The organism is Tunturiibacter gelidiferens (assembly GCF_013410115.1).
In the GTDB taxonomy this organism is placed as follows: Bacteria; Acidobacteriota; Terriglobia; order Terriglobales; family Acidobacteriaceae; genus Edaphobacter; species Edaphobacter gelidiferens.
The window spans coordinates 74,729-99,074 of sequence record NZ_JACCCV010000001.1; the positions used below are offsets into that span (position 1 = coordinate 74,729).

24 protein-coding genes are annotated in these 24,346 nt (G+C 59.5%); 11 read left to right on the forward strand and 13 right to left on the reverse strand.

Annotated elements, in window-relative coordinates:
- Positions 1-107 precede the first annotated feature (107 nt).
- The 3 genes from aspS to HDF12_RS00275 form a co-directional block, all read right to left on the reverse strand.
- A complete protein-coding gene (aspS, locus tag HDF12_RS00265) occupies positions 108-1,964 on the reverse strand; it encodes an aspartate--tRNA ligase (RefSeq protein ID WP_179580260.1) in 1,857 nt (618 codons plus the stop codon).
- Positions 1,965-2,025: 61 nt separating this feature from the next.
- The gene (hisS, locus tag HDF12_RS00270) at positions 2,026-3,318 is read right to left on the reverse strand and encodes a histidine--tRNA ligase (RefSeq protein WP_179580262.1); all 1,293 of its coding nucleotides are present in this window, start codon (positions 3,316-3,318) and stop codon (positions 2,026-2,028) included.
- A 31-nt stretch (positions 3,319-3,349) separates the two neighbouring features.
- Positions 3,350-3,871 carry a gamma carbonic anhydrase family protein gene (locus HDF12_RS00275; protein WP_179580264.1) on the reverse strand — a complete coding sequence of 174 codons (522 nt, stop codon included), beginning with the start codon at positions 3,869-3,871 and terminating at the stop codon, positions 3,350-3,352.
- A gap of 150 nt (positions 3,872-4,021) precedes the next feature.
- Here HDF12_RS00275 and rpsU point away from each other — a divergent pair, with 150 nt between their 5' ends.
- The 3 genes from rpsU (at position 4,022) to HDF12_RS00290 (ending at position 5,877) form a co-directional block, all read left to right on the forward strand.
- The gene (rpsU, locus tag HDF12_RS00280; protein ID WP_014267628.1) at positions 4,022-4,219 is read left to right on the forward strand and encodes a 30S ribosomal protein S21; all 198 of its coding nucleotides are present in this window, start codon (positions 4,022-4,024) and stop codon (positions 4,217-4,219) included.
- Positions 4,220-4,503: 284 nt separating this feature from the next.
- Positions 4,504-4,917, forward strand: coding sequence for a zinc-ribbon domain containing protein (locus HDF12_RS00285; RefSeq protein ID WP_179580266.1), 414 nt, complete (start codon positions 4,504-4,506; stop codon positions 4,915-4,917).
- Between the two features lie 51 nt (positions 4,918-4,968).
- On the forward strand, positions 4,969-5,877 hold the full coding sequence (locus tag HDF12_RS00290; protein ID WP_179580268.1) for an MBL fold metallo-hydrolase: 909 nt from the start codon (positions 4,969-4,971) through the stop codon (positions 5,875-5,877).
- A 109-nt stretch (positions 5,878-5,986) separates the two neighbouring features.
- Here HDF12_RS00290 and rpmA read toward each other — a convergent pair whose 3' ends face one another.
- Both rpmA and rplU read right to left on the reverse strand, forming a co-directional pair.
- Positions 5,987-6,262 (reverse strand): 50S ribosomal protein L27, encoded by a 276-nt coding sequence (gene rpmA, locus HDF12_RS00295; protein ID WP_179580270.1) that lies wholly within the window; start codon positions 6,260-6,262, stop codon positions 5,987-5,989.
- 94 nt (positions 6,263-6,356) lie between these two features.
- A complete protein-coding gene (gene rplU / locus HDF12_RS00300) occupies positions 6,357-6,683 on the reverse strand; it encodes a 50S ribosomal protein L21 (RefSeq protein ID WP_179580272.1) in 327 nt (108 codons plus the stop codon).
- A gap of 738 nt (positions 6,684-7,421) precedes the next feature.
- On the opposite strand from rplU, the gene HDF12_RS00305 reads away from it, so the two are divergent.
- Positions 7,422-7,664 carry a hypothetical protein gene (locus tag HDF12_RS00305; RefSeq protein ID WP_179580274.1) on the forward strand — a complete coding sequence of 81 codons (243 nt, stop codon included), beginning with the start codon at positions 7,422-7,424 and terminating at the stop codon, positions 7,662-7,664.
- A gap of 11 nt (positions 7,665-7,675) precedes the next feature.
- A complete protein-coding gene (locus HDF12_RS00310) occupies positions 7,676-8,446 on the forward strand; it encodes an SDR family NAD(P)-dependent oxidoreductase (RefSeq protein WP_179580277.1) in 771 nt (256 codons plus the stop codon).
- A gap of 77 nt (positions 8,447-8,523) precedes the next feature.
- On the opposite strand, the gene HDF12_RS00315 is transcribed toward HDF12_RS00310, so the two are convergent.
- On the reverse strand, positions 8,524-9,480 hold the full coding sequence (locus HDF12_RS00315) for a helix-turn-helix transcriptional regulator (RefSeq protein WP_179580279.1): 957 nt from the start codon (positions 9,478-9,480) through the stop codon (positions 8,524-8,526).
- 116 nt (positions 9,481-9,596) lie between these two features.
- Here HDF12_RS00315 and HDF12_RS00320 point away from each other — a divergent pair, with 116 nt between their 5' ends.
- Positions 9,597-10,100: a DinB family protein gene (locus HDF12_RS00320; RefSeq protein WP_179580281.1), complete on the forward strand. Its 504-nt coding sequence runs from the start codon at positions 9,597-9,599 to the stop codon at positions 10,098-10,100.
- 41 nt (positions 10,101-10,141) lie between these two features.
- Here the strand turns inward: HDF12_RS00320 and HDF12_RS00325 are convergent, their stop codons facing one another.
- Positions 10,142-10,603 carry a gluconate 2-dehydrogenase subunit 3 family protein gene (locus HDF12_RS00325; RefSeq protein ID WP_179580283.1) on the reverse strand — a complete coding sequence of 154 codons (462 nt, stop codon included), beginning with the start codon at positions 10,601-10,603 and terminating at the stop codon, positions 10,142-10,144.
- Positions 10,604-10,819: 216 nt separating this feature from the next.
- Here HDF12_RS00325 and dut point away from each other — a divergent pair, with 216 nt between their 5' ends.
- From dut to purF, 4 genes are all read left to right on the forward strand, one after another.
- Positions 10,820-11,272, forward strand: coding sequence for a dUTP diphosphatase (dut, locus tag HDF12_RS00330; RefSeq protein WP_179580285.1), 453 nt, complete (start codon positions 10,820-10,822; stop codon positions 11,270-11,272).
- 55 nt (positions 11,273-11,327) lie between these two features.
- On the forward strand, positions 11,328-12,224 hold the full coding sequence (locus HDF12_RS00335) for a DUF5996 family protein (RefSeq protein WP_179580287.1): 897 nt from the start codon (positions 11,328-11,330) through the stop codon (positions 12,222-12,224).
- A 44-nt stretch (positions 12,225-12,268) separates the two neighbouring features.
- Entirely contained in the window at positions 12,269-14,788 is a 2,520-nt protein-coding gene (purL, locus tag HDF12_RS00340) for a phosphoribosylformylglycinamidine synthase subunit PurL (RefSeq protein WP_179580289.1), read from the forward strand.
- A 179-nt stretch (positions 14,789-14,967) separates the two neighbouring features.
- Entirely contained in the window at positions 14,968-16,371 is a 1,404-nt protein-coding gene (purF, locus tag HDF12_RS00345) for an amidophosphoribosyltransferase (protein WP_257025537.1), read from the forward strand.
- Positions 16,372-16,561: 190 nt separating this feature from the next.
- On the opposite strand, the gene HDF12_RS00350 is transcribed toward purF, so the two are convergent.
- From HDF12_RS00350 to purD, 5 genes are all read right to left on the reverse strand, one after another.
- Positions 16,562-17,437, reverse strand: coding sequence for a sugar phosphate isomerase/epimerase family protein (locus tag HDF12_RS00350; protein ID WP_179580291.1), 876 nt, complete (start codon positions 17,435-17,437; stop codon positions 16,562-16,564).
- Positions 17,438-17,487: 50 nt separating this feature from the next.
- Positions 17,488-18,399, reverse strand: coding sequence for a VOC family protein (locus HDF12_RS00355; protein WP_179580293.1), 912 nt, complete (start codon positions 18,397-18,399; stop codon positions 17,488-17,490).
- A 78-nt stretch (positions 18,400-18,477) separates the two neighbouring features.
- The gene (locus HDF12_RS00360) at positions 18,478-18,972 is read right to left on the reverse strand and encodes a DinB family protein (RefSeq protein ID WP_179580296.1); all 495 of its coding nucleotides are present in this window, start codon (positions 18,970-18,972) and stop codon (positions 18,478-18,480) included.
- Positions 18,973-19,087: 115 nt separating this feature from the next.
- On the reverse strand, positions 19,088-20,038 hold the full coding sequence (locus tag HDF12_RS00365) for an aldo/keto reductase (protein ID WP_179580298.1): 951 nt from the start codon (positions 20,036-20,038) through the stop codon (positions 19,088-19,090).
- Positions 20,039-20,212: 174 nt separating this feature from the next.
- Positions 20,213-21,505, reverse strand: a complete 1,293-nt coding sequence (gene purD, locus HDF12_RS00370; RefSeq protein WP_179580300.1) for a phosphoribosylamine--glycine ligase — start codon at positions 21,503-21,505, stop codon at positions 20,213-20,215.
- 124 nt (positions 21,506-21,629) lie between these two features.
- Between purD and HDF12_RS00375 the strand changes: the two genes are divergently transcribed.
- Entirely contained in the window at positions 21,630-22,235 is a 606-nt protein-coding gene (locus tag HDF12_RS00375; RefSeq protein ID WP_179580302.1) for a hypothetical protein, read from the forward strand.
- Between the two features lie 69 nt (positions 22,236-22,304).
- On the opposite strand, the gene HDF12_RS00380 is transcribed toward HDF12_RS00375, so the two are convergent.
- Complete coding sequence (locus HDF12_RS00380; protein WP_179580304.1) at positions 22,305-24,179, reverse strand: YXWGXW repeat-containing protein; 1,875 nt, start codon at positions 24,177-24,179, stop codon at positions 22,305-22,307.
- Positions 24,180-24,346: the final 167 nt, after the last annotated feature.

The window sequence follows — 24,346 nt, forward strand, 5'->3', positions numbered from 1 at the left end:
CCAGCCGAAGGGGTATACCCGTCACGAAGTGACCGCGCGAATCGGGGTCCCCACAAACAGGTCTTCGTTTGTGGGGTGACAAAGCGCAGTGGGCCCAAGCGGCAGCGCTAGCTTCTAACCGAGGTCTTCAAATGCAGCTCCCGCATCTGCTGATCGCTAACCGGCGTAGGCGCATCGACCATCAGGTCGATCGCCTTCGCCGTCTTCGGAAACGCAATCACCTCACGGAGGCTAGTCGCACCAGCAAGTATCATCACAATCCGGTCCAGCCCCAGCGCAATGCCGCCATGCGGAGGCGTGCCGTACTCCAGCGCATCCAGGAAGAAGCCAAACCGCTCCTTCGCCTCTGCGTCCGACATGCCCAGCGACCGGAAGATCTCGGCCTGCACATCCTGCCGGTGAATACGAATCGAGCCCGAACCAAGCTCCGTTCCATTCAGCACGATGTCGTAAGCAAGCGCCCGCACAGCGCCCTTATCGTTCGTTAGCTTGCCCGACTTGATGTCCTCTTCATGCGGAGAGGTGAACGGATGATGCGCCGCATTCCAAACCTTGGTCTCCTCATCCCACTCATACATCGGGAAGTCGGTGACCCAGAGAAACTTGAAGTCAGCCTCGGTACCAGTCTTCACAAACCGTCCATGCTTGTCGGCAAACTTAGTGGCAAGCTGCAACCGCAAAGCACCAACCCGCTTATAGATCCACTGCGGATCGAAGTTCCACTTAGCCGGAGCACCAATCTTGGGAGTAACAACAATGATCAGATCGGCAGCATCAACCTGGCTCGCAGCACCTTCAAACCGAGTCTGCTCCTCCGACAGCTTCGCCTCAATCACAGAAGCTAACGGAGCAAACGCATCATTCGTCTTCAACCGAGCCACATCCAGAAAGTCCAAGCCGCAGTCGCCAAACGTAGCGCGAATCTCCTCCACCAGCGCACGCTTCTGCGTCCCGCTCAGCATACCCGCCTTGGGAATTACAAACCCAAGCACCGGCAGCTCTTTCTCAATCTTCAACGTCTCCCTCAACTCAGGAGTCAACTCATCAGTCAGCGAAACCATCGCCGGCAGCCGCATATCCGGCTTGTCGATCCCGTAGTTCTTGATCGCATCGTCATAAGTCATCTGCACAAAAGGAGTCGTCAACGAGATCGAAGCCGTCTTGAACGCAGCAGTCAGAAAACCCTCGACGACGCGAAACACCTTCTCCTGCTGGGGAAAGCTCATCTCAAGGTCGATCTGGGTAAACTCCGGCTGCCGATCTGCACGTAGATCCTCATCGCGGAAGCAACGAGCAATCTGAAAATACTTATCGAATCCCGAGATCATCAGGATCTGCTTGAAGATCTGCGGCGACTGCGGCAGCGCATAGAAGCTGCCCGCATGCACCCTGCTCGGCACCAGGTAGTCACGCGCTCCCTCAGGCGTAGAACGCGTCATGAAAGGAGTCTCAATCTCAAGAAAGCCCTGCTCAACAAGGAAGTTGCGAATCGCCATCGCAACCCTGCTGCGCAGCGCGAAGTTATGCTGCATCTCCGTGCGTCGCAGATCGAGATAGCGATACTTCAACCGCACCTCTTCGTTCGCAATCGCATCTTCCGCAGGGGAGAATGGAGGAGTCTTAGCCTCGTTCAGTAGCAACAACTCGCTCGCAACCACCTCAATCGCACCAGTAGGCATATTGGGGTTCTCAAGCCCCGCACCACGCCGCCGAACCTTACCCTTCACCGCAACAACGTACTCCGACCGCGCAGCCTCAGCCTTAGCATGTGCCTCGCCGGACACCTCTTTGTCGAGCACGACCTGAGTAATCCCACTCCGGTCCCGCACATCGAGAAAGATCAGGTTCCCATGGTCGCGACGGCGATTCACCCAGCCCATCAACACCACCGGCTGCCCATCTTGCTCCACGCGAAGCTCGCCACATATATGGGTCCGCTGCAAACTACCTAAAAAATCCAACATGATCTCATTCACTTTCAAAATCGAAGTCGCTCGCGAGGAGCTAATCAGGAAGCAGAGTTCACTAAGCGCGCAGAAAGCCTGCAAGCTCAGCGCGAGGAACCTTCGTCTGCTCTCCAGCGCTAAAGTCTTTAACCGTCAGAATACCCGATGAAACCTCATCTTCGCCGACAATCACCATTCTCCGAGCGAGCTTATCGGCAGCCTCGAAGGACTTCTTCAGCCGGAAACTTCCATCTCCAACCTCAACCGAAAGTCCCGCGCGACGAAGCTCCTGAGCCAGCGCAAGCGCAGCAGCATTTCGCTCAACTCCCATCGGAGCAACGAACGCATCGAGCTTCCGCTCCTTCGCCGCAGATTCCTGCGCCTGAAGCGTAAGGATCAACCGATCTTCGCCAATCGCGAACCCGATTCCAGGAGCCTTCGGACCACCAAGCATCTCCGACAATCCGTCGTATCTTCCTCCACCAAGCAAAGCGTTCTGAGTCCCCAAACCGCTTCCATCAGGCACAGTGAACTCGAACGTCGTCCGTGTGTAGTAGTCCAAACCACGAACCAGCCGAGGATTCACCGTATAAGCAACTCCACAAACATCAAGCGCAGCAAGCACCTGCGCAAAGTGCTCCTTGCTCGCCTCATCCAGGAAGTCGGCGATCTTCGGCAGACCGTTGATGATCTCCTGATCTCCAGCATCCTTCGAGTCCAGCACGCGCAGCGGATTCGTCTCCGCGCGACGTTGGTTATCTGCACTCATCTTGTCCTTCACCGGAGCCAAAGCCTCACGCAGCGCAGCAATGTACTTCGGCCGATCCGTCGACGAACCAACCGAGTTCACCTCAAGCTTCCACCCCTTCACGCCCAACTCGTTCAGGAAGGTAGAAAGCATCTCCAGAACCTCAGCATCACGCAGGGCACTATCAGCACCAGACCAGGCCGGACCAAGCACTTCCGCCCCAATCTGCCAGAACTGACGATATCGTCCACGCTGCGGTCGCTCGCGCCGGAACTGCGGCCCAATGTAGAACAGCTTCTGCAGCATTCCAGTATCCGCAAGCTTGTGCTCGATATACGCACGCACAACTCCAGCCGTATTCTCCGGCCGCAACGTCAGGCTCTGCGCGGTATCACTATCAGCCCGCGTGCGATCCTCCCACGTATACATCTCCTTGGAGACAATGTCCGTCTCCTCGCCCACACCACGCGCGAACAGCGACGTGTCCTCGAAGATCGGTGTGCGAATCTCCCCAAATCCATAGCGTGCAAAGACGGCTCTCGCCGTAGCCTCCACATAGTTCCAAAGCGCCGTCTCGGGAGGCAACAAGTCCCGAGTCCCGCGTACTGCCTTCAAAGTAGCCATCACTTCCAGTGTAGCGAAAGCCTCACCTGATTTACGCACCAGCAGCTTCGGCCAGGTAAATCGCCGTGTAATCCAGATAGTTCTGTGCGTACTTCAGGATCAACTCCCGATCCGCATCGCCCAGTGTTCGCCTCACCTTCCCCGGAACACCCGCAACCAACGAGTTCGGCGGAATCACCGTATGCTCTGGAATGACCGCTCCCGCCGCGATGATAGATCCCTCCCCAATTCGGGCGTCGTTCAAGATGGTCGCGCCGATGCCAACCAGAACCATATCTTCCAACACGCATCCGTGCACGGTGGCATTGTGTCCGATGGTCACCAGCTCCCCTACGATCACCGGATAGAGATTGCGCATACCATGCAGAACCGCACAGTCTTGTACATTGCTCTTCGCACCGATGCGGATCGAATTCACGTCACCCCGGACGACCGCGTTCATCCAGACACTCGCTTGTTCGCCGAGGATAACGTCACCGATGATTTGAGCTGACAGATCGACGTAGGAGCTGGCAGGAATTGTCGGTGTGTGTGTCTGGTAAGTGCGAATCATGAACAAATTCTACCCTCGGAATGCAAAAGATTTCAGCTTTCGCAAGAGTCGGTATCCGGCCTCGAATTACCAACGATTTATGTGATTTTCTTGACGAAGGGGCGTATTCTGGATATATCCCGATTGGGAGTGTTTGGAGGTGTATTTTTGTTGGCAGAGGTTCGAGTACAAGAAGGCGAACCCCTTGAGAATGCCCTGCGGCGCTTTAAGCGCAAGGTGCAGACGGAAGACATCATCAAGGAAGTCAAGCGTCACTCTTTTTATCTGAAACCAGGTGAGAAGAAGCGTGTGAAAGAAGCGCTTGCACGCAAGCGCAATCGCAAGAAGGTCCGTAAGGAGCAGGATTAGTTAGCTCCCCAACCACGACGTGCCGTCTCTTCCTCTATCAGCGAGTTTGAAGAGACGGCCGCCTGAACCGCTAGAGATGGACTCCCGCCATTGACTAGCCCCGGCAGACAGAGCCTGATTACGGGTTCACATTGACCGGCAAATCTGAGCAAATTCCACGAACTCGCAGTTTCGGGCCCCCTTCAAATCCAAAGTAATGGTCATCAGCAAAGGTAAGCCCCTTGCGGCGTTGCCACGATCGAGCCCTCGGGTGTTCTTCCTTTCCGTAGGACGGGAGAAGCGGCATGGAATTTCTGGATCGGCTATTAACCTGTGCAGATTGCGGCGGCGAGTTCATCTTCACCGCCGGGGAACAACTCTTTTTCTTCGACAAACAATTCAAGAACGACCCGAAGCGCTGTAAGCCATGCAAGTCCAAACGGTCCGGGGTGGGGCTTAAGGCTGGCGCGGGACCGGCGGCGGCAGGCCTGTCAAGAACCGAGACTCGTACCGAGTGCTCCGAGTGCGGGGTGGAGACTACTGTGCCGTTCAAGCCGACACAGGGGCGGCCGGTGCTTTGCAGGCAGTGCTTCCAGAGCAAGCGTGCTCCTACGTCGGGGGCGCTGGTGACCGCGGCAGCGACAGCGGGAATGGTCGCTGGTGCTCCTGGAGAGCACGTTGCGGCCAGCGTAGAGTTGCTGGCGGCTTCGCGGGTCTGACTGTCTACCTCTCGACTATATCCCTCACAGTAGGATGTGAGTGAGGGACTTATGGCCTTTGGGGACGGAAGCGGGCTGCACGATGCGGCCGCGGAGTTGGTTCGGGCGCGGACTAAGGTTGGGGACTTCGAGCTGACAGTTTGTACGGATGGGACATACAAGCTCGATGGCGGCGCTATGTTCGGCGTGGTGCCGAAGCCGTTGTGGGAGAAGCGGGCCGCGGCGGATGAGCAGAACCGTATTCTGCTGGGGCTGAATACGGTGGTGGTGCGAACCGGCAGGAATACGGTGGTGATCGAGACCGGAGTCGGCAACAAGCTGTCGGCGAAGATGCGGGAGATCCAGTGCAACCAGGAGCTTCTGCCCCAGTCGCTCGCTGCGGCGGGCGTGAAGGTTGAGGAGGTGGATGTTGTGGTGAACACTCACCTCCACTTTGATCACTGCGGTTGGAATACCACGCTGCATCCGAATGGTTCGGTAGCTCCGACGTTCCCGAATGCGCGGTACTTTGCGCATCGTGGCGAGGTGGAACATGGTCGTCTGCAGCTGGATCGGGATCGGGTGAGTTATCTGTCGCCGAACTATGATCCGCTGGTTGAGTCGGGGCAGATGACGCTGCTCGACGATGCTGGAATCAGGGCGAATCCGGGGATCTGTCCGGGCGTTAGTGTGGAGGTTTTCCCTGGTCACACGGCGCAGTTGATGGCGGTTCATATCGAGTCGAAGGGTCAACATGCCTGCTATATTTCGGATTTAATTCCAACTAGTTCGCATCTGGATCCGACCTGGGTGATGGGGTACGACCTGGATCCGGTGGAGACGATTGCGCAGCGGAAGCGGTTTTATGCGCGGGCGATTCCGGAGAGCTGGCTGGTGCTGTTTACGCACGATCACGAGACGCCGATGGGGCGAATTGGGTTGAATGAGAAGAACAAGCCTGTTTTGGTTGCGAGGAAGTAAGGTCGGACGACAGTCCGAGACTAGAAAACCCTGCCGAGGCAGGGTTTCCAATCCAAAATCGCGGTGACTTTATGGTGACTTTTGGCCAGTTGTTGGTGACTGCTGGCGACTAGACAGGAACGGAAGTAAGCTCGGCTGGATCGACGTTGACGAAGCGGCCGTGCTGGCCCTTGTCCTGGAACCGGACGATGCCGTCGACTTTGGCGAAGAGAGTGTCATCTTTGCCGCGACCGACGTTGGCGCCGGGCTTGAGCGGGGTGCCACGCTGACGGACGATGATGCCGCCGCCGAGGATCGTCTGACCACCGAATACTTTGACTCCGAGCCGCTGGGCGTTTGAGTCGCGGCCGTTTTTGGAAGAACCTAAACCTTTTTTATGTGCCATTCGATTGCCTCTTTCGCGCTGCCCTCTGGGCTTTTGCGCTCACTGAATCTGGAAACGGAAGTAAAACAAAACTTTTCGCAGAGAAGCTGTTTCTTTATGCTTCCTTGAAGCTCTTGCCGTTGACGAGGATCTCGTTGATCTTGACCTCGACGAAGTTCTGGCGGTGGCCCTGCATCTTCTTGTACTGCTTCTTGCGCTTGAGCTTGAAGACGAGGATCTTTTCGCCGCGGCCTTCGCCGACGACGGATGCGAGAACCTTGGCGCCGGTGAGGTCGGACTCGAACTTGCCTGCTTCACCGCTGACGGCGAGGACGTCTGAGAACTCGATGTTGCCGTTCTCGTGGGCGGTGGTTTCAATCTTCAACTTCTCGCCAGGGGAGACCAGATACTGTTTGCCGCCGGTGCGGATGACTGCGTACATGACTAGAACCTCAAGCGATCGCGTGCTGACCGCTTTCTTCAAAGTAGATTGTGCTGCATGGGGCGCATACAGGAGCACTGCAGTAAGCCAACCGGTCAAGCCATCGCAGTCTGAGTTTCCAATGACCGCCGGGCCTAAGCCTGTCGTCCCTGCAACCCTTGAGATGAAGACACAGGGGTTGCAGCGCCAAACTTAATGAGTGTATCGCGTTCCGCGAGGGGGGTCAACGTTGTTTGGTGGTGAAAGTCTGCTGGTGCGGGGTGCCGCCCCCCGGGGGGGACCCCAAACTAAGTCGCTTCGTTTCAATAATATCCTAAAATCGGTCCTTCCAAAATATTGCATTCAAAGGGGTTAGAGGCAAATACGTCATATCAAACGGGTTAGCGTTTCTGTTGGATGGGATAGAGTCTGTACGACACTTTTTCATCTATACCTTTCCATTTTACCTTGTGGAATGAAACTAATACGCCACGCGAAAAGCCGCGGCTGGAGCGGGTTTTGTTGTGTTTGGGGCTTGACAAGAGTTTGGGACGCGTGAGGAAAGGGGTTTCTCCACTGCGCGGCTCACGGTGTTGCTGTGAGCCGGTCGCAAGAACTTTTGTCGAACGGCAAAAATGAAGGGCAACAGCAGATTCCTCCGCTGCGCTGCGGAATGACAACAAAAAGGCAACGGCAAAGACAAGCACAAATACAAATGCGAATACGGGGATCCTTCGGCTGCGTTGCTCACAAGATGCCGTGAGCAACTTCCCTCAGGATGACGTGGCTTTGATTGTTGAGAGAAAGAAGGCAACCTCAACGGCAACAGCAACAGCAACGGCAACAGCAACGGCAACAGCGGCCTCAGCAACGGCGACGGCAGCCTCAACAGCAACGGCAACAACAACTGCAACAGCGACTGCAGCGACAACGGCGATTGACGGTTGCGGTGGCAGTGGCAATGGCGTAATTGACTCGCTGGTGGAAGGGGCGGTGCAGTAATCTCGGGAGGTATGAAGGTTGCGATTGTTACGGGGGCGGCGCAGGGGATTGGGCGTAGGGCGGCGGAGGTTTTGGCTGCGGCGGGGTATGGGTTGTTGCTGATGGATCTGCGGGCTTGTACGGCTACGGTGGAGGCGGTGAAGAAGGCTGGGGCCGAGGTCGAAGAGGTGTTGGGGGATATCTCGGATGAGGCAGTGGTGAAGCGGGCGGTGGAGGTGGTGCGTTCGCGGTGGGGTCGCGTGGATGTGCTGGTGAATAATGCGGGCATCAGCTTTATTGCTCCGGCGGAGACGGTGGAGGGGAGGGCGTTTCTGCGGGTGCTGGAGGTGAATCTGCTGGCTCCGTTTTTGCTGGCGAAGGCGTTCGGCGCGATGATGCTGGAGCAGAGGAGCGGGAGCATCGTGAACGTGGCTTCGATTGCGGGGCTGGTGGGGATTGGCGATCGTTCGGCGTATAACGCCTCGAAGCATGGGTTGATCGGGTTGACGAGGACGCTGGCGGCGGAGTGGGGTGGGCGCGGTGTGAGGTGCAATGCGGTGTGTCCTGGATGGGTGAAGACGGAGATGGATGTGGCGGACCAGGCGGGTGGTGGTTACAACGATGCGGATATCGAGGGCGTGAATCCGATGGGGCGGTTTGCTGCGCCGGAGGATATTGCGCAGGCGATCTTGTTTCTGGCGGAGCCGGAGCGGAGTGGTTTTGTGAATGGGCAGGCACTGGCGGTGGATGGCGGGTGGACGGTGGATGGAAGTTGGCAGAGCTTGAGGATGCGGAAGCGATAACGTCGCTTTTTATGAGAACGAGTTGAACCGCGAAATCGTGTCTGACTGGAGTTGATTCGACTTTGCATTCGAAGTCGTTACGAGACACGATGCATGCGGCGGATTTCGGCTTTGATGTCTTTGCGGAGGTCGGGTGGCGCAATGGCGGCTGCCCGAGAGCCCAGGCCCAGGACGACGAAGCGGGCTTGCCGGTAGCTTTCGAACTCCACGTGGAAGAGACGCCAGCCCTTGTGCAGGGTTCGTGCTGCGCGATGGTTGAGCGCAGGAACCATGGGACACCAACGTTCGATGGATGCGACGGCTTCGTCCGAGAGCGCAAGGATGGTGGAGATGGTCTGGTGGCGGTCTTTGAGTGCTGCGGTACTTTGCTTCCAGTAGGCGGCGAGATCGAAGTTGGACGGCCGGGTAGATGAGAGAGCCAGGACGACAACTTCGTGCATGCGAGAGATCCGGTAGGTGCGGGTGCCTGCCTGGGATTGCGCGATGAGATACCAGACGGTTTGTTTGCAGACGAGGCCAAGAGGATCGACGGTGCGGGTGCTGATGTCGCCGTCGGCGCGGGTGTAGAGAAAGGTGAGCTTGCAGTCGCGGGCGAGGGCGTCCTGCACGATGGGGAGCATAGAGAGGTCTTCGGGGGAGGGTCTCCAGCCGGTGGGGTCGATGTGAAGTCGGGCCTGAATGGAGTGGGCCTGAAGGCGCATGGCGGTTGGCATGGAGGCCATGAGCTTGTCGAAGGCGCGCTGGGCGGCGGCGGTGAGTTTGCGGTCGCCGAGAGCGCTGGGCTGGGCCATGAGGAGGGCCTGGAGTTCGGCGTCGTCGAGGCCGGGGACTTTGGTGCGCCAGCCTCTTTGCAGCTCCCAGCCGCCGGTTGCGCCGCGATGGGCGATGAGGGGAATGCCCGCTGTACATAAAGCTTCCATATCGCGATGGGCGGTGCGCTGCGAGATCTCGAGGCGCTCGGCTACCTCGCGGGTGGAGAGACGGCCGTGAGCTTGAAGCAGCATGAGGGTGGAGAGGAGGCGGTCGGACTTCATTGGATTGGCTGCCCTCGCTTCCCAACAGAGTTATTTCTTTAATATGACAGCAGATGTCATATATGGGCGACTAACTTTCGAAGTGAGAGCCCGAGGCTTTCTGAGGAGGAAGTGCGATGGAGTTCAAGAGATATTTTCTGGAGCAGTTGGAGTGCGAAGCGGAGGCGTCACGGAAGGCGATTGAGAGGGTGCCTGAGGGGCAGAATTCCTGGAAGCCGCATGAGAAGTCGATGGAGTTGGGGAAGCTGGCGGCGCTAGTGGCGACGATGCCTGGCTGGGTGGCGTTAATGATCGATCACGACGAACTGGATTTAAATGGGAATGGAAAGAGTTTTCAGACGAAGGCGGTGGAGACGCGGGCGGAGTTGCTTTTGCTGCTTGAGGATGGGCTAAAGGCTTCGCGGAAGGCGCTGGAGAATACGACGGAAGACCATTTGATGAAGACGTGGCGGCTGAAGATGGATTCGCAGGTGCTATCGGAGGGGCCGAGATACGTCACGATTTCGAATGGCGCGCTGAGTCATCTGGCACATCATCGTGGGCAGCTTACGGTTTATCTGAGGCTGAACGATGCGAAGGTGCCGGCGATCTATGGGCCTAGCGCGGATGAGTTTCACTAGACTACGGGAGCAGATAGCGGGGTGATTCCTGCTATCTGCTGTCAGGCGGCGAGGGCGAGGGTGTGGGTGTGGAGGTCTGCCAGCCAGCGGGCGAGGTCGAGCTTGCGCGTGGTGAGGTCGCGGGTGGCGATGAGGCTGAGGATGGCGTCCTGCAGCTCGGCGGGTAGCTCGGTGAAGGAGTAGCCGGTGCGAGTGCGGGTGATGGTTTCGATCTCGTCGAGGCCGAGGCGGTAGTCGAAGGTGATGGGGGGCGCGGGCGCGTCGGGTTCGGCCTCGCTGGCGCTGGTGGCGAGGGTTGCGTCGAGTCGGGAGGCGGCGTAGCGCGAGCCCGGATAGGAGAGGAGCAGGGTGATGGCTTGCAGGGTTGCGAACTGATTGGGGTTGAGGTTTTGGGGGATGTAAAGGGTGCCGCTGTCGATGAGGCGTTTCAACCAGACGGTTGGCAAAGGGTCAGTTGTTCGGTGCAAAGGAGTTGCAGTCAGCTGGTCGGCGTTGATGGCCACGATACGACTCTCCTGTTGTTTCGGGCACTGCATATCAAGACGTCCCTCGCTTCTGATTGGACGCTGGGAGACGGAGGAAAAGCCGAAAAATGAGCACGTGGTTCTCCCCCAAAGGTGGGATACCGGAATGTTGGATGCTATGGGGGATGTGGATAACGAGGTAGTAACTCCGGTTCGGGTGAGAATAGAGTTTCGTCGGATTTTTTTGGAGGATGGATGGCATTGGAGTTGGGAGATGTGGTGCGGATTCGGGTGGTGAAGTTGCGGCCGGAGGCTCAGATGCCGAGGTACGCGCATACGGGAGAGTTTGGGGACCTGGCGGCGGATCTTTATGCGGTGGATGGGGCGACGCTGGAGGCGGGAGCGACGATGCCAGTGGCCACGGGAGTGGCGATGGAGTTTCCTTCGACGCATGGGGCGCTGGTGGAAGATCGGTCGGGGCTTGCGGTGCGCGGGGTGACGACGCTGGCAGGGGTGATCGACCCGGGGTATCGAGGGGAGATCAAGGTAGTGATGACGAATTTGAGCGCGGCGGCGGTGGAGATCACGGCCGGGGATCGCATTGCGCAGTTGCGGATTGTGCGGCGGATTGAGGCGGCGTTTGAAGAGGTGAGTGAGTTGGTGGAGGCTCCGCGGGGCGCGAAGGGGTTTGGGAGTACGGGGAGCTAGGCTTGCGGTTGCGGCGTATGCTTCGGCGTGTGGTTTGTGAGTCGCGGGAGGGGTTATGAGTGGAGTTTCGCAGTGGCCTGAGTTGGCGTGGGGGGACTGGGCGGCGACGGCGGATACGCTGCATATGTGGACGCAGATTGTGGGGAAGACGCGATTGGCGCTGACTCCGCTGCAGAATCACTGGTGGAACGTGCCGCTGTATGTGACCGCGCGGGGGCTGGGGACTTCGGCGATGGACTATGGGGATGATGTGCTGGATATCGAGTTTGATTTTTTGGCGCATGAGCTGCATCTGCGGATGGGGTCGGGTGGGACGCAGGTGATGAAGCTGAAGGCGCGAACGGTGGCGGATTTTTATGAGGAGTACCTGGGTTGCCTGAAGGAGCTTGGGGTTTCGGTGAAGATCGATCCGATGCCTTGCGAGTTGGCGAAGCCGGTCAGGTTTGATCTTGATACGGAACACGCTTCTTATGATCCGGAGTATGTGCATCGCTTCTGGCAGGTGTTGGTGCATGCAGAGAAGGTGTTTCGTGCGTGGGGGACAGGGTTTCTGGGGAAGGTGAGCCCGGTGCACTTCTTCTGGGGGAGTTTCGATCTGGCGGTGACGCGGTTTTCCGGGCGGGCGGCACCGCCTCGTCCCGGTGCGGACAAGATTCAGCGGGAGGCTTACTCGCATGAGGTGATCTCGGCGGGGTTCTGGCCGGGGAATGGCGGGTTTGGAACGGCGGCGTTCTATTGTTATGCGGCTCCGGTGCCGGAGGGGCTGGCGGAGGCGAAGATTCGGCCCGATGGGGCGGGATGGGATAAAGCGTTGGGGGAGTTTGTGTTCAAGTACGACGCGGTGCGGGCGCTGGCGGCTCCCGAGAAGGCGATGATGGAGTTTCTGGAGAGCTCGTATGGCGCGGCAGCGGATGTGGCGAGGTGGGATCGGGCGGCGCTGGAGCGGCGGTAAGGTGCAGCAGGGGGCTTAGCGTGCGACAATCTTAATAGCGAGCCATGCCAAATCTGCAAGCCCAGCAAGACAAAGCCCCCTCCCCAGCTACCATTACTCCGGAGCTGCTCAAGCAGCACAGTATCACTCCGGAGGAGTACGCGCGCATCGAAGCAGCACTCGGACGCACCCCTTCCCTGACTGAGTTGGGGATTTTTTCTGTGATGTGGTCGGAGCACTGCTCGTACAAGTCTTCGCGCGTGCATTTGAAGCGGCTGCCGACGAAGGGTGAGCGCACGACGGGGCCGGGGAGCGTGGTGCAGGGGCCGGGGGAGAACGCGGGGATTATCGACGTGGGCGATGGATGGGCTTGTGCGTTCAAGATTGAGTCGCACAATCATCCGAGCTACATCGAGCCTTATCAGGGTGCGGCTACGGGTGTGGGCGGGATTCTGCGAGACATCTTTACGATGAATGCGCGGCCGCTGGCGGTGATGGATTCGCTGCGGTTCGGGCCACTGGATGAGTCTGAGCCGGATGAGGCGCTGCGGCGGAGGAATCACCAGATCGCTACGGGTGTGGTGCATGGCGTGGCCGGGTATGGGAATTGTTTTGGCGTTCCGAACGTTGGGGGAGAGACGCGATTTGAGGCCTGTTATTCGGGCAATCCGTTGCTGAATGCGTTTGCGCTGGGGCTGGTGCGCAGCGATGAGATCTTTTATGCGAAGGCTACGGGCGTTGGGAATCCTGTGATCTACGTTGGCGCGAAGACGGGCCGTGATGGGATTCACGGGGCCACGATGGCGTCTGAGGAGTTCACCGAAGGTTCGGAGCAGAAGCGGCCTAATGTGCAGATGGGCGATCCATTCCTGGAGAAGCTGCTGCTGGAGGCTTGCCTGGAGGCGATGGCCACCGGTGCTGTGCTTGGGATTCAGGATATGGGCGCGGCTGGGTTGACTTGCTCGACGTGCGAGATGGGCGCGAGAGGCGATCTTGGATTGACCGTGGAGTTGGATCTGGTGCCGCAGCGCGAGACATCGATGTCGAGCTACGAGATTATGTTGTCGGAGTCGCAGGAGCGAATGCTGCTGGTGGCCGACAAGGCGCGGGCGCAAGAGGTTCTGGATGTGTTCGCGAAGTGGGGGCTGGATGCTTCGATCGTCGGGGTGGTGACGGAGAAGCCGAACATGGTGATCACGCAGCATGGGGAGCTGGTGGCGGATATTCCGAATCGATCGCTGACCGACGATGCGCCGCTGTATCACCGGCCGGTTGGAGTCTGGAAGGCTCCGGTGCCGCTGGATCCTCCGGCACATGTGCTGGAAGAGTTGAAGAAGCATCGGGACTACACGGCGGATTTGAAGAAGCTGCTGGCGAGTGCCAATATCTGCGATAAGCGTTGGGTGTTCGAGCAGTATGACTCGATGGTGCAGACCAATACTGTGCAGGGGCCGGGTGGTGAGGCAGGTGTGATCCGGATTAAAGGGACCGGGAAGAGTGCGAGAGCGGCGCGTCATCAGGGACTGCTCGGCAAGCTGGCCGACCTGGTGGCCTCTTCGACCCCTAAGGGTGAGGCGACGCTTGCGACTGATAACCTGGACGCAACGAATCCTGTGGTTTCGCCGGATGGCTCGCATGAGTTTGCGGAGACGGCGAAGGGCGATCGTGGATTGGCGATGGCGCTGGCGGGCAATGGACGCTGGACGTATCTCGATCCCAAGCTCGGTGCAATGCATGCTGTTGCTGAGGCGGCGCGGAAGGTGGCGTGTACGGGCGCGATGCCGGTGTCGGCTACGAACTGTTTGAACTTTGGCAATCCTGAAAAGCCGGAGATTATGGCGCAGCTCTCGCAGGCGATTGATGGAATTGCTGAAGCTTGTATTGCACTGGGAACGCCTGTGACGGGCGGGAATGTTTCGCTCTACAACGAGACTAAGGGTGAGGGGATTTATCCGACGCCGGTGCTGGGGATCGTTGGAATTATTGATGACGTGACGAAGGCGGTGCCTTCTGCGTTCCGCAAGGCGGGCGATGTGATTCTGTTCCTCTCGGCGTTTCAGGGCGAAGGACGAAATATCGAACGGGAGTTCGGTTCGACCGAGTACGCGAAGACTGTGATGGGTGAGCTTTGGGGGCAGCCCCCGTTACTGAATCTTACGGAGGAGGCTGCACTGCATAAGGCGCTTGCGGCTCTTTCGGCCAAGGGTGTGTTGGCTTCGGCTACAGACATCTCGGACGGGGGCTCATTGGTTGCATTTGCGAAGGCGTGTTTTCCTCGCGAGTTGGGTATACGCACGTCGATGAACGTGTCGGAGATGGAGCCGTTCGCGTTGAAGGAGCGATTCTTTAGTGAGATTGGATCCTCGGTGATCGTCTCTACGGATAAACAGCATGTGGAGTCGATTCGGAGTGTTCTCGCCGAGCATCCTAAGGTGTGGATGGCCCCGCTGGGCGAGGTCACCGCGGGAAACTACGAAGTTGTGATCAATGGGAAGAAGATTATCGATGAACCTGTCTCCGCGCTGAAGGGTTCGTGGACGGGCGCGCTGGAAGAGCAGTTGGCCGCAGAGGTGGTAACGGCATGAGCGATCTTCTGTTGCGGGATGAGTTGGTGATTGGGCAAGAAGGTGCAACAGCAGATTCCTCCGCTGCGCTGCGGAATGACAACAAAAAAGGCGGGCGAAAGCCCGTTGACCTGGGCGTTGATCTGCATGACGAGGAGGACGAGACGCCGTTCGATAAGCTTCGCGAAGAGTGCGGAGTAATGGCGATTTATAACCATCCTGATGCGGCTCGGATGACCTACTGGGGGCTTTATTCGCTGCAGCACCGGGGGCAGGAGTCGGCGGGGATTGCCAGCGCGGATGGGTACCAGGTGAACGACATCAAAGGTATGGGGTTGGTGTCGGAGATCTTTACGGATGATGTGCTGGGCAGGCTGCCGGGGCATATTGCGATTGGGCATACGCGGTACTCGACCACGGGTGACTCTGCGCTGTTGAATGCGCAGCCGATCTCGGTGGAGAGTACGAAGGGTCTGATTGCGATCGCGCACAATGGCAACCTGATCAACCTGGGCACGGCGAAGGAGAGGCTGGAGCGCGATGGAGCGATCTTCCAGACGACATCGGACTCCGAGATCATCATTCAGTTGATTGCGCATTCGACGAAGAACACCCTGATTGACTGCATGGCTGAGGCGCTGATGCAGGTGGAGGGCGCGTTCTCGATTGTGATGATGACGCGCAACCGCATCTTCGCGGCGAGGGACCCGCATGGGTTTCGGCCGCTGGCGATGGGGCGGATCGAGGGTAAAGACGGCGCGCCGGATACGTTTGTTTTTGCGAGTGAGACGTGTGCGTTCGACCTGCTGCATGCGAAGTACGAGCGCGATGTAAAGCCGGGTGAGCTGGTGATGGTGTCGGAAGATGGCGTGACGAGCCGCTACTTCAACACGACAACCGAGCAGGCGAGCTGCGTGTTCGAGCATGTTTATTTTGCGCGGCCTGACTCGAAGATCTATGGGCGTTGGGTGCAGCAGTCGCGCGAAGAGATGGGGCGGCAGCTGGCGCGGGAGTCGGGTGTGCCGGCGGATCTGGTTGTGCCGGTGCCAGACTCGGGCGTGACCGCGGCGATTGGATATGCAGCGGAATCAGGGATTCCGTTTAATTTTGGGCTGATTCGAAACCACTATGTGGGGCGGACGTTTATTCAGCCGGAGCAGCGGGTGCGGGACTTCGGCGTGAGGATGAAGCTGAACCCGATGCGGAATTTGCTGGAAGGCAAGCGCGTGATTCTGATCGATGACTCGATCATTCGCGGGACTACATCCAGAAAAATTGTGAGGATGGTGCGAGCTGCGGGGGCGACGGAGGTGCATCTGCGGATCTCTTGTCCGCCGACGATTTCGCCTTGTTTTTACGGGGTGGATACGCCGAGTAAGAAAGATCTGATTGCGGCGAATAAGTCGGTTGCGGAGATCTGCGAGTTTGTCGAGGCGGATTCGCTGGCGTACCTGAGCCTGGTGGGGCTGACGCATGCGTGTACGAAGGGAGAGCCGGCGCATGGGCTGTCGCCGGGGAGCTTCTGCACGGCTTGTTATACGGGGGACTATCCGACGCAGTGGGTGGATGTGTCGGAGATTCTGCCTGCGGTGACTACGGCTTAGAGATCCTGTCCTGCCGGACGGGCCTCCTGCGCGGAGGGCGGTCACTTCGTGACTTGTATACCTTGTTTTGGGTGGGATGAACTGCAAGGGACCTCCCGTTGGTCGGCTTGATCTTGCTTCCGACCATCGGGAGGACCGAGCGAAGCCTTAAGAAGGCGTGCGAACGCCCGCCCCACGCGTAGTGGGGTTTTCAGGCCTTGATGGTCTGGAGGTAGGCGAAGTTTTCTTTGAGGCTGTCGAGGATCGGAAGCGTGGTGTCGTCCTGATCGAGGTAGGCGTAGCGGATACCCTGCTTGTGAGCCTCGGCGAAGATCGCTGGCCAGTTTAGCGTCCCTTTGCCCATTTCGGTGATGTGTTTGGCGGTGGGGCCCATGACGAAGCCGGTGGGGGCATTGGCGATGCGGTCTTTGAGGTGGAGGAGACAGACGCGGTTGGCGTAACGGGTGAGCATGGTGAGGGGATCCTGGCCGGCCTGGGCGAGCCAGTACATGTCGAACTCGAGCTTCACCAAGGCCGGGTCGGTGTGCTTCATGAGTTCGTCGAAACCTGTGGTGGTGCCGTCGGTGGTGGTTGCCTGCGGGGCGAACTCGTAGCAGTGGTTGTGAAAGACGAATTGCATGCCGGCGTCGTGGACGCTGTGGCCCCAGGTGTTGAAGTCGTCGGCCGCTTTGTGGAAACCATCAAGATTCCATTGATCTTTGGGGATCATGGGGCAGACCATGTACTCGAGGCCGAGCTGGTGGGCGTAGTCGATCTTTGTGGGTACGCTGGCGTAGTCGAAGTGGGCGGAGACTAGGCCGAGGCCGGAGTCGGCGACGATGCGGCGGAGCTCGGGCGCGGGGTGGGTGTAGACGATGGGGAAGAGCTCGATTTGGGTGAACCCGACCTGCCGGATGGCGTGGAGGATGCCTGGGAGATCCTGCGGGGCCTCTTTGCGAACCATGTAGAGCTGGACGCCGTAGATGAAGGGAGCTTCGGCGGCGAAGGCGGAGGGAATGCGGCCGAGGGTGCAGCCAGCGGCGGTGGCGAGGGCGGAGAGGCGGAGGAAGTCGCGGCGGGTGGGCATTGTCGGTGCTCCTGGAGTTCTTCGAGCTGGGGTATTAGCGGTTCAGCTGTCTAGCGGTTTTCGGCTTCGGTGGGAGCCTTGCCGAGGATTGGGGAGCAACAGGGTGTGCCGGAGGGCTTGAACTCCATGTATTCGACGCGGGTGAGGTCGGGGTCGAAGAGGTTGAGCTGGACCTTGCCGTCTTTGCCCATCTGGGTTTTGGCGCAGTTGGGGCCTTCGCATTTGTTGCGAGCGAGGGATGCAACGACGTCGCTCATCTGGTTGGTACCGAGTGATAAGTGGTTCAGTACGCCGAGCTGTTTTGCGGAGGGGGTGGCGATGTCGTAGAGCATGTACTCGAGCCAGTCGGTGCCGTCTGGAACCTGCTGGCTGACCCAGTCGGTCTTGCCCTCCTGCATGCCGCCGTGCCAGTAGGGGCGGAAGCCGAGGAGGTCCTTGTAGAAGCGGTCTTCGGTGGCGGCGTCTTTGACGAGGAATCCGGTGTGGATGATGCGATGGGAGGTGGCGTTGGGCGAGGTGATGGGAAGGCCGGGGATTTTGGTTCCCTCTTGCACGAAGTAGACGAGGTTGCCTTCGGGGTCGTGGACGGCGAAGATGCCGTGGGCGAGAGGTTGCTCGATGACGACGTTGTGGGCCTTGAGGAAGCGCTCGAGAGCTGGGGCGTCGTGGGTGGTGAAGCCGATGGCTGCGAGGCGACTGGCAGGTGCGGGGGTGGGCAGGGCTTCAACCTCGAGCCATTGGAGGTCGTTGACGGAGTAGCGAGTGATGCCGTCGCTTTCTGCGTGACCAAGGCCGAGAGTTTTGCCGTAGAAGATAGCGGAGGCAGCGGGATCGGCGGTGTACATGCGGATGAAGGCGATGCCGGTGATGGCGGGGCGCTCTTGTGCGAGGGAGAGACCGGAGAGGCTGAGTAGGAGGCAAAGTGCGAGGGAGAGCGGAAGACGAGGCCTGACTCTGCGCATGGGAGTCACTTTAGTTGGTGGTCCGACCTTTTGTCAAAAAAGATGCGTGACAAGGGTTGATTTGACGAACTGGACGGATCAGACCGCCTCGAGGTTCATGAGCAGGTAGTCCATTCCCCAGGCGGGCTTGATGCCTTGCTGACGGGCGAGGGTGGCGAGTTGTGCGTAGTGACGGATGCTGTGCAGTAGAAGGTGAAACAGGATGGTTTTGGGAGTGGACCGTGCGGGGCCCATGACGCGGGTCGAAAACTCGATGGGTTGGTCCCAGTCCATCTCGGAGGCGAGGAGTTTGTGGACGAGTGCGAAGGCGTGGTCGTGGGTGGCGTATATTTTTTCGACTGAGTCGTAGGAGATGCTGGTGTAGTCGGTCGCGGTGAGATCGGAGAGGCGCTCGGCGAAACGAAGCTCAACGGCGACGATGTGCTGCAGGAGCTGGGCGACGGATTGAACGTTGTTAACGTCGCAGGGCACAGCGAGCAGTTCTGGGTGGGCGGCTAAGAGGTTGCGCCAGCCGGTGGATGTTTTTTCGACCCAGGCGATGAGTTCGTGCGCGGTGAGAGCTGGTTCGGTCATGGTCTTCTCCCTTTTCCTATTTACGAAAGATGTCATAAGAATGTTCGACTGGTCGCGACAGGGCTGCGCATAAAAAGCGCGTGTATTTGCTGCAGCCCTGTCTTGATGTTTCGGTTTATGGATGTGCGGCGAGGAAGGCGTTGATCTCCGCGTATTCGGCTTCGGTGAGGCGGAAGGTGACGGCGGGGGTGACGCCTTCGACCTGTTCGGCGTTGCGGCCTCCGACGATGGCTGCGGTGATGGCGGGGTTGTGGAGCGTCCAGGCGATGGCTACGACGCCGGCAGTTACGTTGTGACGTGTGCCGACGGTTTTCAGGAAGTCGGCGATGGAAAGGTTGCGGGAGAGGAGCGGCTCCTGGTAGTTCTTTGCGTTGCGGCGGAAGTCGTCGCTGGGGAAGGAGGCGACGCGCTCTTTGGTCATGGCTCCGGTGAGCAGGCCGGAGTGCATGGGGGCGTAGTTGATGGTGCCGATGTTGTGTTTGTGGGTGAAGGGGAGAATCTCGGCTTCGATGGCGCGGTTGAGCATGGAGTAAGGCGGCTGGTTGGAGGTGATGGGGGCGATTTTGAGGGCGCGCTCCATCTGCGAGACGCTGAAGTTGGAGACGCCGATCCAGCGGACCTTTCCTTCGCGCTGCAGGTCGGCCATTACCGTCCAGCCTTCTTCGATGTCTTCGTCTGGCTTGGGCCAGTGGACTTGATAGAGGTCGATGGCTTCGACTTGGAGGCGGCGAAGACTGTCTTCGACTTCGCGGCGGATTTGTTTGAGCGAGTTCGTGATCTCGCGCTTGTCGTCCCACACCATGGAACACTTGGTGAAGAGGTAGGGTTTTTGTGATGCGGATTTGACGGCTTTGCCGACGACCTCTTCGGAATGGCCTAGGCCATAGACGGCGGCGGTGTCGATCCAGTTGATGCCGAGGTCGAGTGCTTTGTGGATGGCGGTGATTGAGTCGTTGTCGTCCTGGGGGCCCCAGGAGAAGGCCCAGTCGCCGCCACCGATAGCCCATGCGCCGAAGCCAATGGGGGAGATTAAGAGATCAGATTTGCCGAGTTGTTTCTTGTCCATTTTTATTGGACGCTTCGAGGGCAACGGAGGCTTCAACAGGAGATGAATAGCTGGGTTATAGGTTTGTGGTAGAGAAGCAGATTCCTCCGCTGCGCTGCGGAATGACAACAAAAACGGCAGCGGCAACGGCAACGGCAACGGCAACGGCAACGGCAACAGATTCTATGTTGGTTCTTAGCGTAAGGCACGGTGGCCGATGTCGCGGCGGAACTGCATGCCTTCGAAGGATATCTTCGCGAGTTGGGCGTAGGCCTTGTCGAGGGCGGTTTGCAGATCGGGCGCGAAGGCGGAGATGGCGAGGACTCGGCCTCCGGCGGTGACGGTCTTTCCGTCTTTGAGGGCTGTCCCGGAGTGGAAGATGACCACGTCTTCCTCTTTGGCTTTGTCTCTCGCGTCGCCGATCGAGTTGTCGGGCAGGCCGGAGATGGGATAGCCCGAGGCGTACTTGCCGGGGTAGCCGCCGCTGGCCGCGATGACGCAGACGCTGGCTCCGGGGCGCATGTTGATGCTGAGCTCGTTGGCGGTGCCGTCGATGGAGGCGTTGAAGAGATCGAGGATGTCGGTCTCGAGACGGAGGAGGATAGCTTCGGTTTCGGGATCGCCGAAGCGGGTGTTGAACTCGAGGACCATGGGGCCGCGCGGTGTCATCATGATGCCGCAGAAGAGGATGCCTTTGAAGGGTTCGCCTTCGGAGTGTATGCCGTCGACTACCTTTTGCGCGACGTTGTGGAGCAGCCAGCTGCGCATGGCCGGCGTGGCGATGCCGTCGGTGGAGTAGGCTCCCATGCCGCCGGTGTTGGGGCCGGTGTCACCTTCGCCGATGCGCTTGTGGTCCTGCGCGGAGGCTATTTCGATGGCGTGAGTGCCGTCGCAGAGAGCGAAGAAGGAGAGCTCTTCGCCGGTGAGGAACTCCTCGAGAACGACTGCCTCCTCCGTCGTGCCGAGGAGGGAGCCGCTGAACATCTCGGCAGCGGCGGCTTCGGCCTGAAGGTGAGTCTCGCAGATGACGACGCCTTTGCCGGCGGCGAGGCCGGAGGCTTTGACGACGATGGGGACGGCGAAGCGAGGGAGCTCTTCGCGGACCTGCGCGAGGGTGGTGCAGATGCCATACTCCGCGGTGGGAATGGCGTGGCGTTGCATGAACTCTTTGGCGAAGGCTTTGCTGGTCTCGAGCTGGGCTGCGCCTTGCGTGGGGCCGAAGACGCGGTGGCCGCGTTTGGTGAACTCGTCGACGATGCCGATGGAGAGTGGGAGCTCGGGACCGATGACGGTGAGCGCGGGCTGCTCGATGGACACGATGTTGACGAGCTCGTGGAGGTTGCCGGGGTCGCAGGGGATGCAGCGGGCGAGCGCGGCGATGCCGCCGTTACCGGGAGCGCAGAGGACCTCGGTGACCTGAGACGATTTTAGGAGAGCCCAGACGATAGCGTGCTCGCGACCGCCGCCGCCAATTACCAGAACCTTCATTCCTTGACCTTCATTTGCTGATGCGCTCCTGTGGATGCGAAATTTGCTTCGCAACTTCGAGGCTAGCATCGTGGGAGATGAAGTCAAACCGAGTCGGCTGTAAGCTATTGACCGAGGGAAGAGAATGATTGGCGATGCAGCGCAGTATCAGGAGCTGGTGAAGCTCTACGCGGCCTATGGGGATGACGAGTTGTTGGGGCTGGCTCGGGGGATGAGTGACCTTACGGATATGGCGCAGGAGGCGCTGCGCGGAGAGATGTCGCGGCGTGGGCTTAAGGCTTCGTCAGCGCCGGAGCGTTCGGAGCAGAGGGTACTGAGTGATGACGATCTGGCGGATTTGAGGGCGTTTGCCGCGCTGGCTCCGGCGGAGTGTATCTTTGAGTACAAAGATGGGCGCGGGGCGGTGGCTGCCTCGCTGGCGCTGCGAGAGGCAGGGATTGAGTCTATCGTCTTGCAGCGAGATGGATCGCGGATCGACGTGCAAGGGCCTCGTGTTGTGGTCGCTCCAGAGAATGCGGAGGACGCGGCGATACTGTTGTCGCAGCCGTTGGCGGAGCGGTTCAAGGCGGAGGTTGACGAGTCTGCGTCGGGAGAGTTTACGTTGCCAGCCTGCCCGATATGCGGGAGCCACGAGACCCTGCTGGAGGCGGTGGAACCAGCAAACCGATGGCGATGCGATGACTGCGATCATGACTGGCTGGAGGGAGAGGCTTCGTCAGCGGTGGAGTGATTTTTTGATGGAGAGGAATAAAAAGACCCGCGCCAGGCGGGTCTTTTCACGTGCAACGGCGAAAGTAGCTTAGTGTGGCTTTCCTTCTCCGTGTGGAGCGGGTCTCGCCTCAGCCTGCTGCCTAGCTTGAGGTGCCGGACGCGACTGTGGTTGAGGTGCCGGGCGTGACTGGGGTTGAGGCGCCGGACGCGATTGCGGCTGAGGCGCGGGGCGCGATTGTGGTTGAGGGCGTGGCTGCGGTTGGGACTGAGGACGGGCTACGTTCTGCGGGGTTGGTTCAGGTCTGCTCTGCGGTTCAGGTCTGCTCTGCGGTGCAGGGCGAACCTGGAGCTGAGGCTGGGGTTGGACAGGACGGGTTTGGGGTTGCGGCTGGACCGGTCGTACCTGCGGTTGGACTGGTCTGGTTTCGGGTTGGGCGGGTCGTACCTGTGGTTGAACCGGTCTGGTTTCGGGTTGGACTGGTCGCACCTGCGGTTGGACCGGTTTGGTTTCGGGCTGAGTGGGTCGTACCTGGGGCTGAACCGGACGAGTCTCGGGTTGCACGGGACGAGTTTGAGGCTGGGCTGGACGGCTGACTTCGCCGGGCCTCGTGTTGGGCTGACCAGGGTTTGGTTGAGCAGGACGAGTTTCAGGCTGTGTGGGGCGGCCTGGCTGGACGGCCGGCTGACCAGGACGTGCAGGTTGTATAGATGGCTGGCCGGGGCGATTATTTTCGCCGGGCCGCGTATTTGGCTGGCCGGCGTTTGGCTGACCGGGTCGCGTTTCAGGCTGGACGGGGCGGCCGGATTGCACTGCCGGCTGGCCAGGGCGGGATGGCTGTATGGCAGGTTGGCCGGGACGGTTGATCTCGCCAGGACGCGTGTTTGGTTGGACGGGCTGAGTGGCACGGACTGGTTGCACGGCTGGACGAGCGACCGCGGCGATAGGACGGGGTGAGGCGACCAGAGCGGGACGGCCCTTGTTCACGTTGTAGAACTGCTGGCGATTCTGTGCGGCCTCGCGCTGGTTCTGAAGTTGCGTGGTCATGGGCGGGACGCGAGGGCCGCGGTTGGCTGCGACCTCGGCGGGCTGGGGGCGTACGTTGACGCCGCCGCGGCCGCCGTTGTAGGAGACCCGGTTGATGGTGGTGTTGTTAACGACGACCGTGCGGTTGTAAACGTTGGTGATGCGTGTGACGTTAACGTTGTTGACCGAGCGATTGTAGTAGAAGTTGCGGCCCTGCCAGTAGCCACCGTGATAGCCGCTGCCGGTGTAGCCGAAGCCGTAGTTCACGCCGCCGTAGAAGCCGATGTGCGGGCCCCAGAAGCCGCGATGAAGGATGTAACGGCCTCCGAAGAAGCCCCAGTAGCCGGGGGTCCAGAGAGCTCCGTAAAAGGGTGGAGCGCACCAGGCTCCGGGTACCCAATAGTAGCCGACGGGGGCGTATCCCCAGTAGCCGGGCGTCCATAGATAGTTGGGCGCAGGGGCTTCGGGCTGCTCGTATTGAGGGAGGGGTGGGGGAGGCTCGTTGGCCTCTTCGAGAGCCTGCTGACCGGCGTCTACCTGCGACTCGTCGTAGTTGCCGGGTGCGTTGTAGTCGTAGTTCTGATCGTAGTTCTGGTCGTTGTTCTGAACGGGGGGCTGGGCGCTCTGGGCGGCAGTGTAGGCCTCGTTTTGAGGCGGCGGGGCGGCTGCTTGCGGAGCGTACTGCTCGGAGTTTTGCTCCGGCGTGGATTGGGAGCGGATGCCGAGGACTCTTCCCTGCACGGGCTGTGGGGCAGGGGCGGCCTGGGGCTGGCTGTTGTCTACCGGGGCCGTGTTGGCATCAGCAGGGTCGGGACCGGAGTTGTCGGGAATGGCTGCAGGCTCTACGCCCTTGTGGCAGCCTGAGAGTGTCACTGTTGCTGCGAGTGATGCAATGCCAAGCGATAGACCTAGAAAAATCCTGGGAAATGATTTGTACATACTGCCAGTCTCCTCGTACCTGCTGCGGGTATAAACACGAACTTCTTGAATGAGATGCATTTTTCTTACAATTGCGGACTTTGCGAGTGATGACGCAATAGCCAAAGCGGCGCGTTGTGCTGTGGAGTCTGATAGTTGCGAAGCTTTGGACGCCAGCCTGCCGCGTT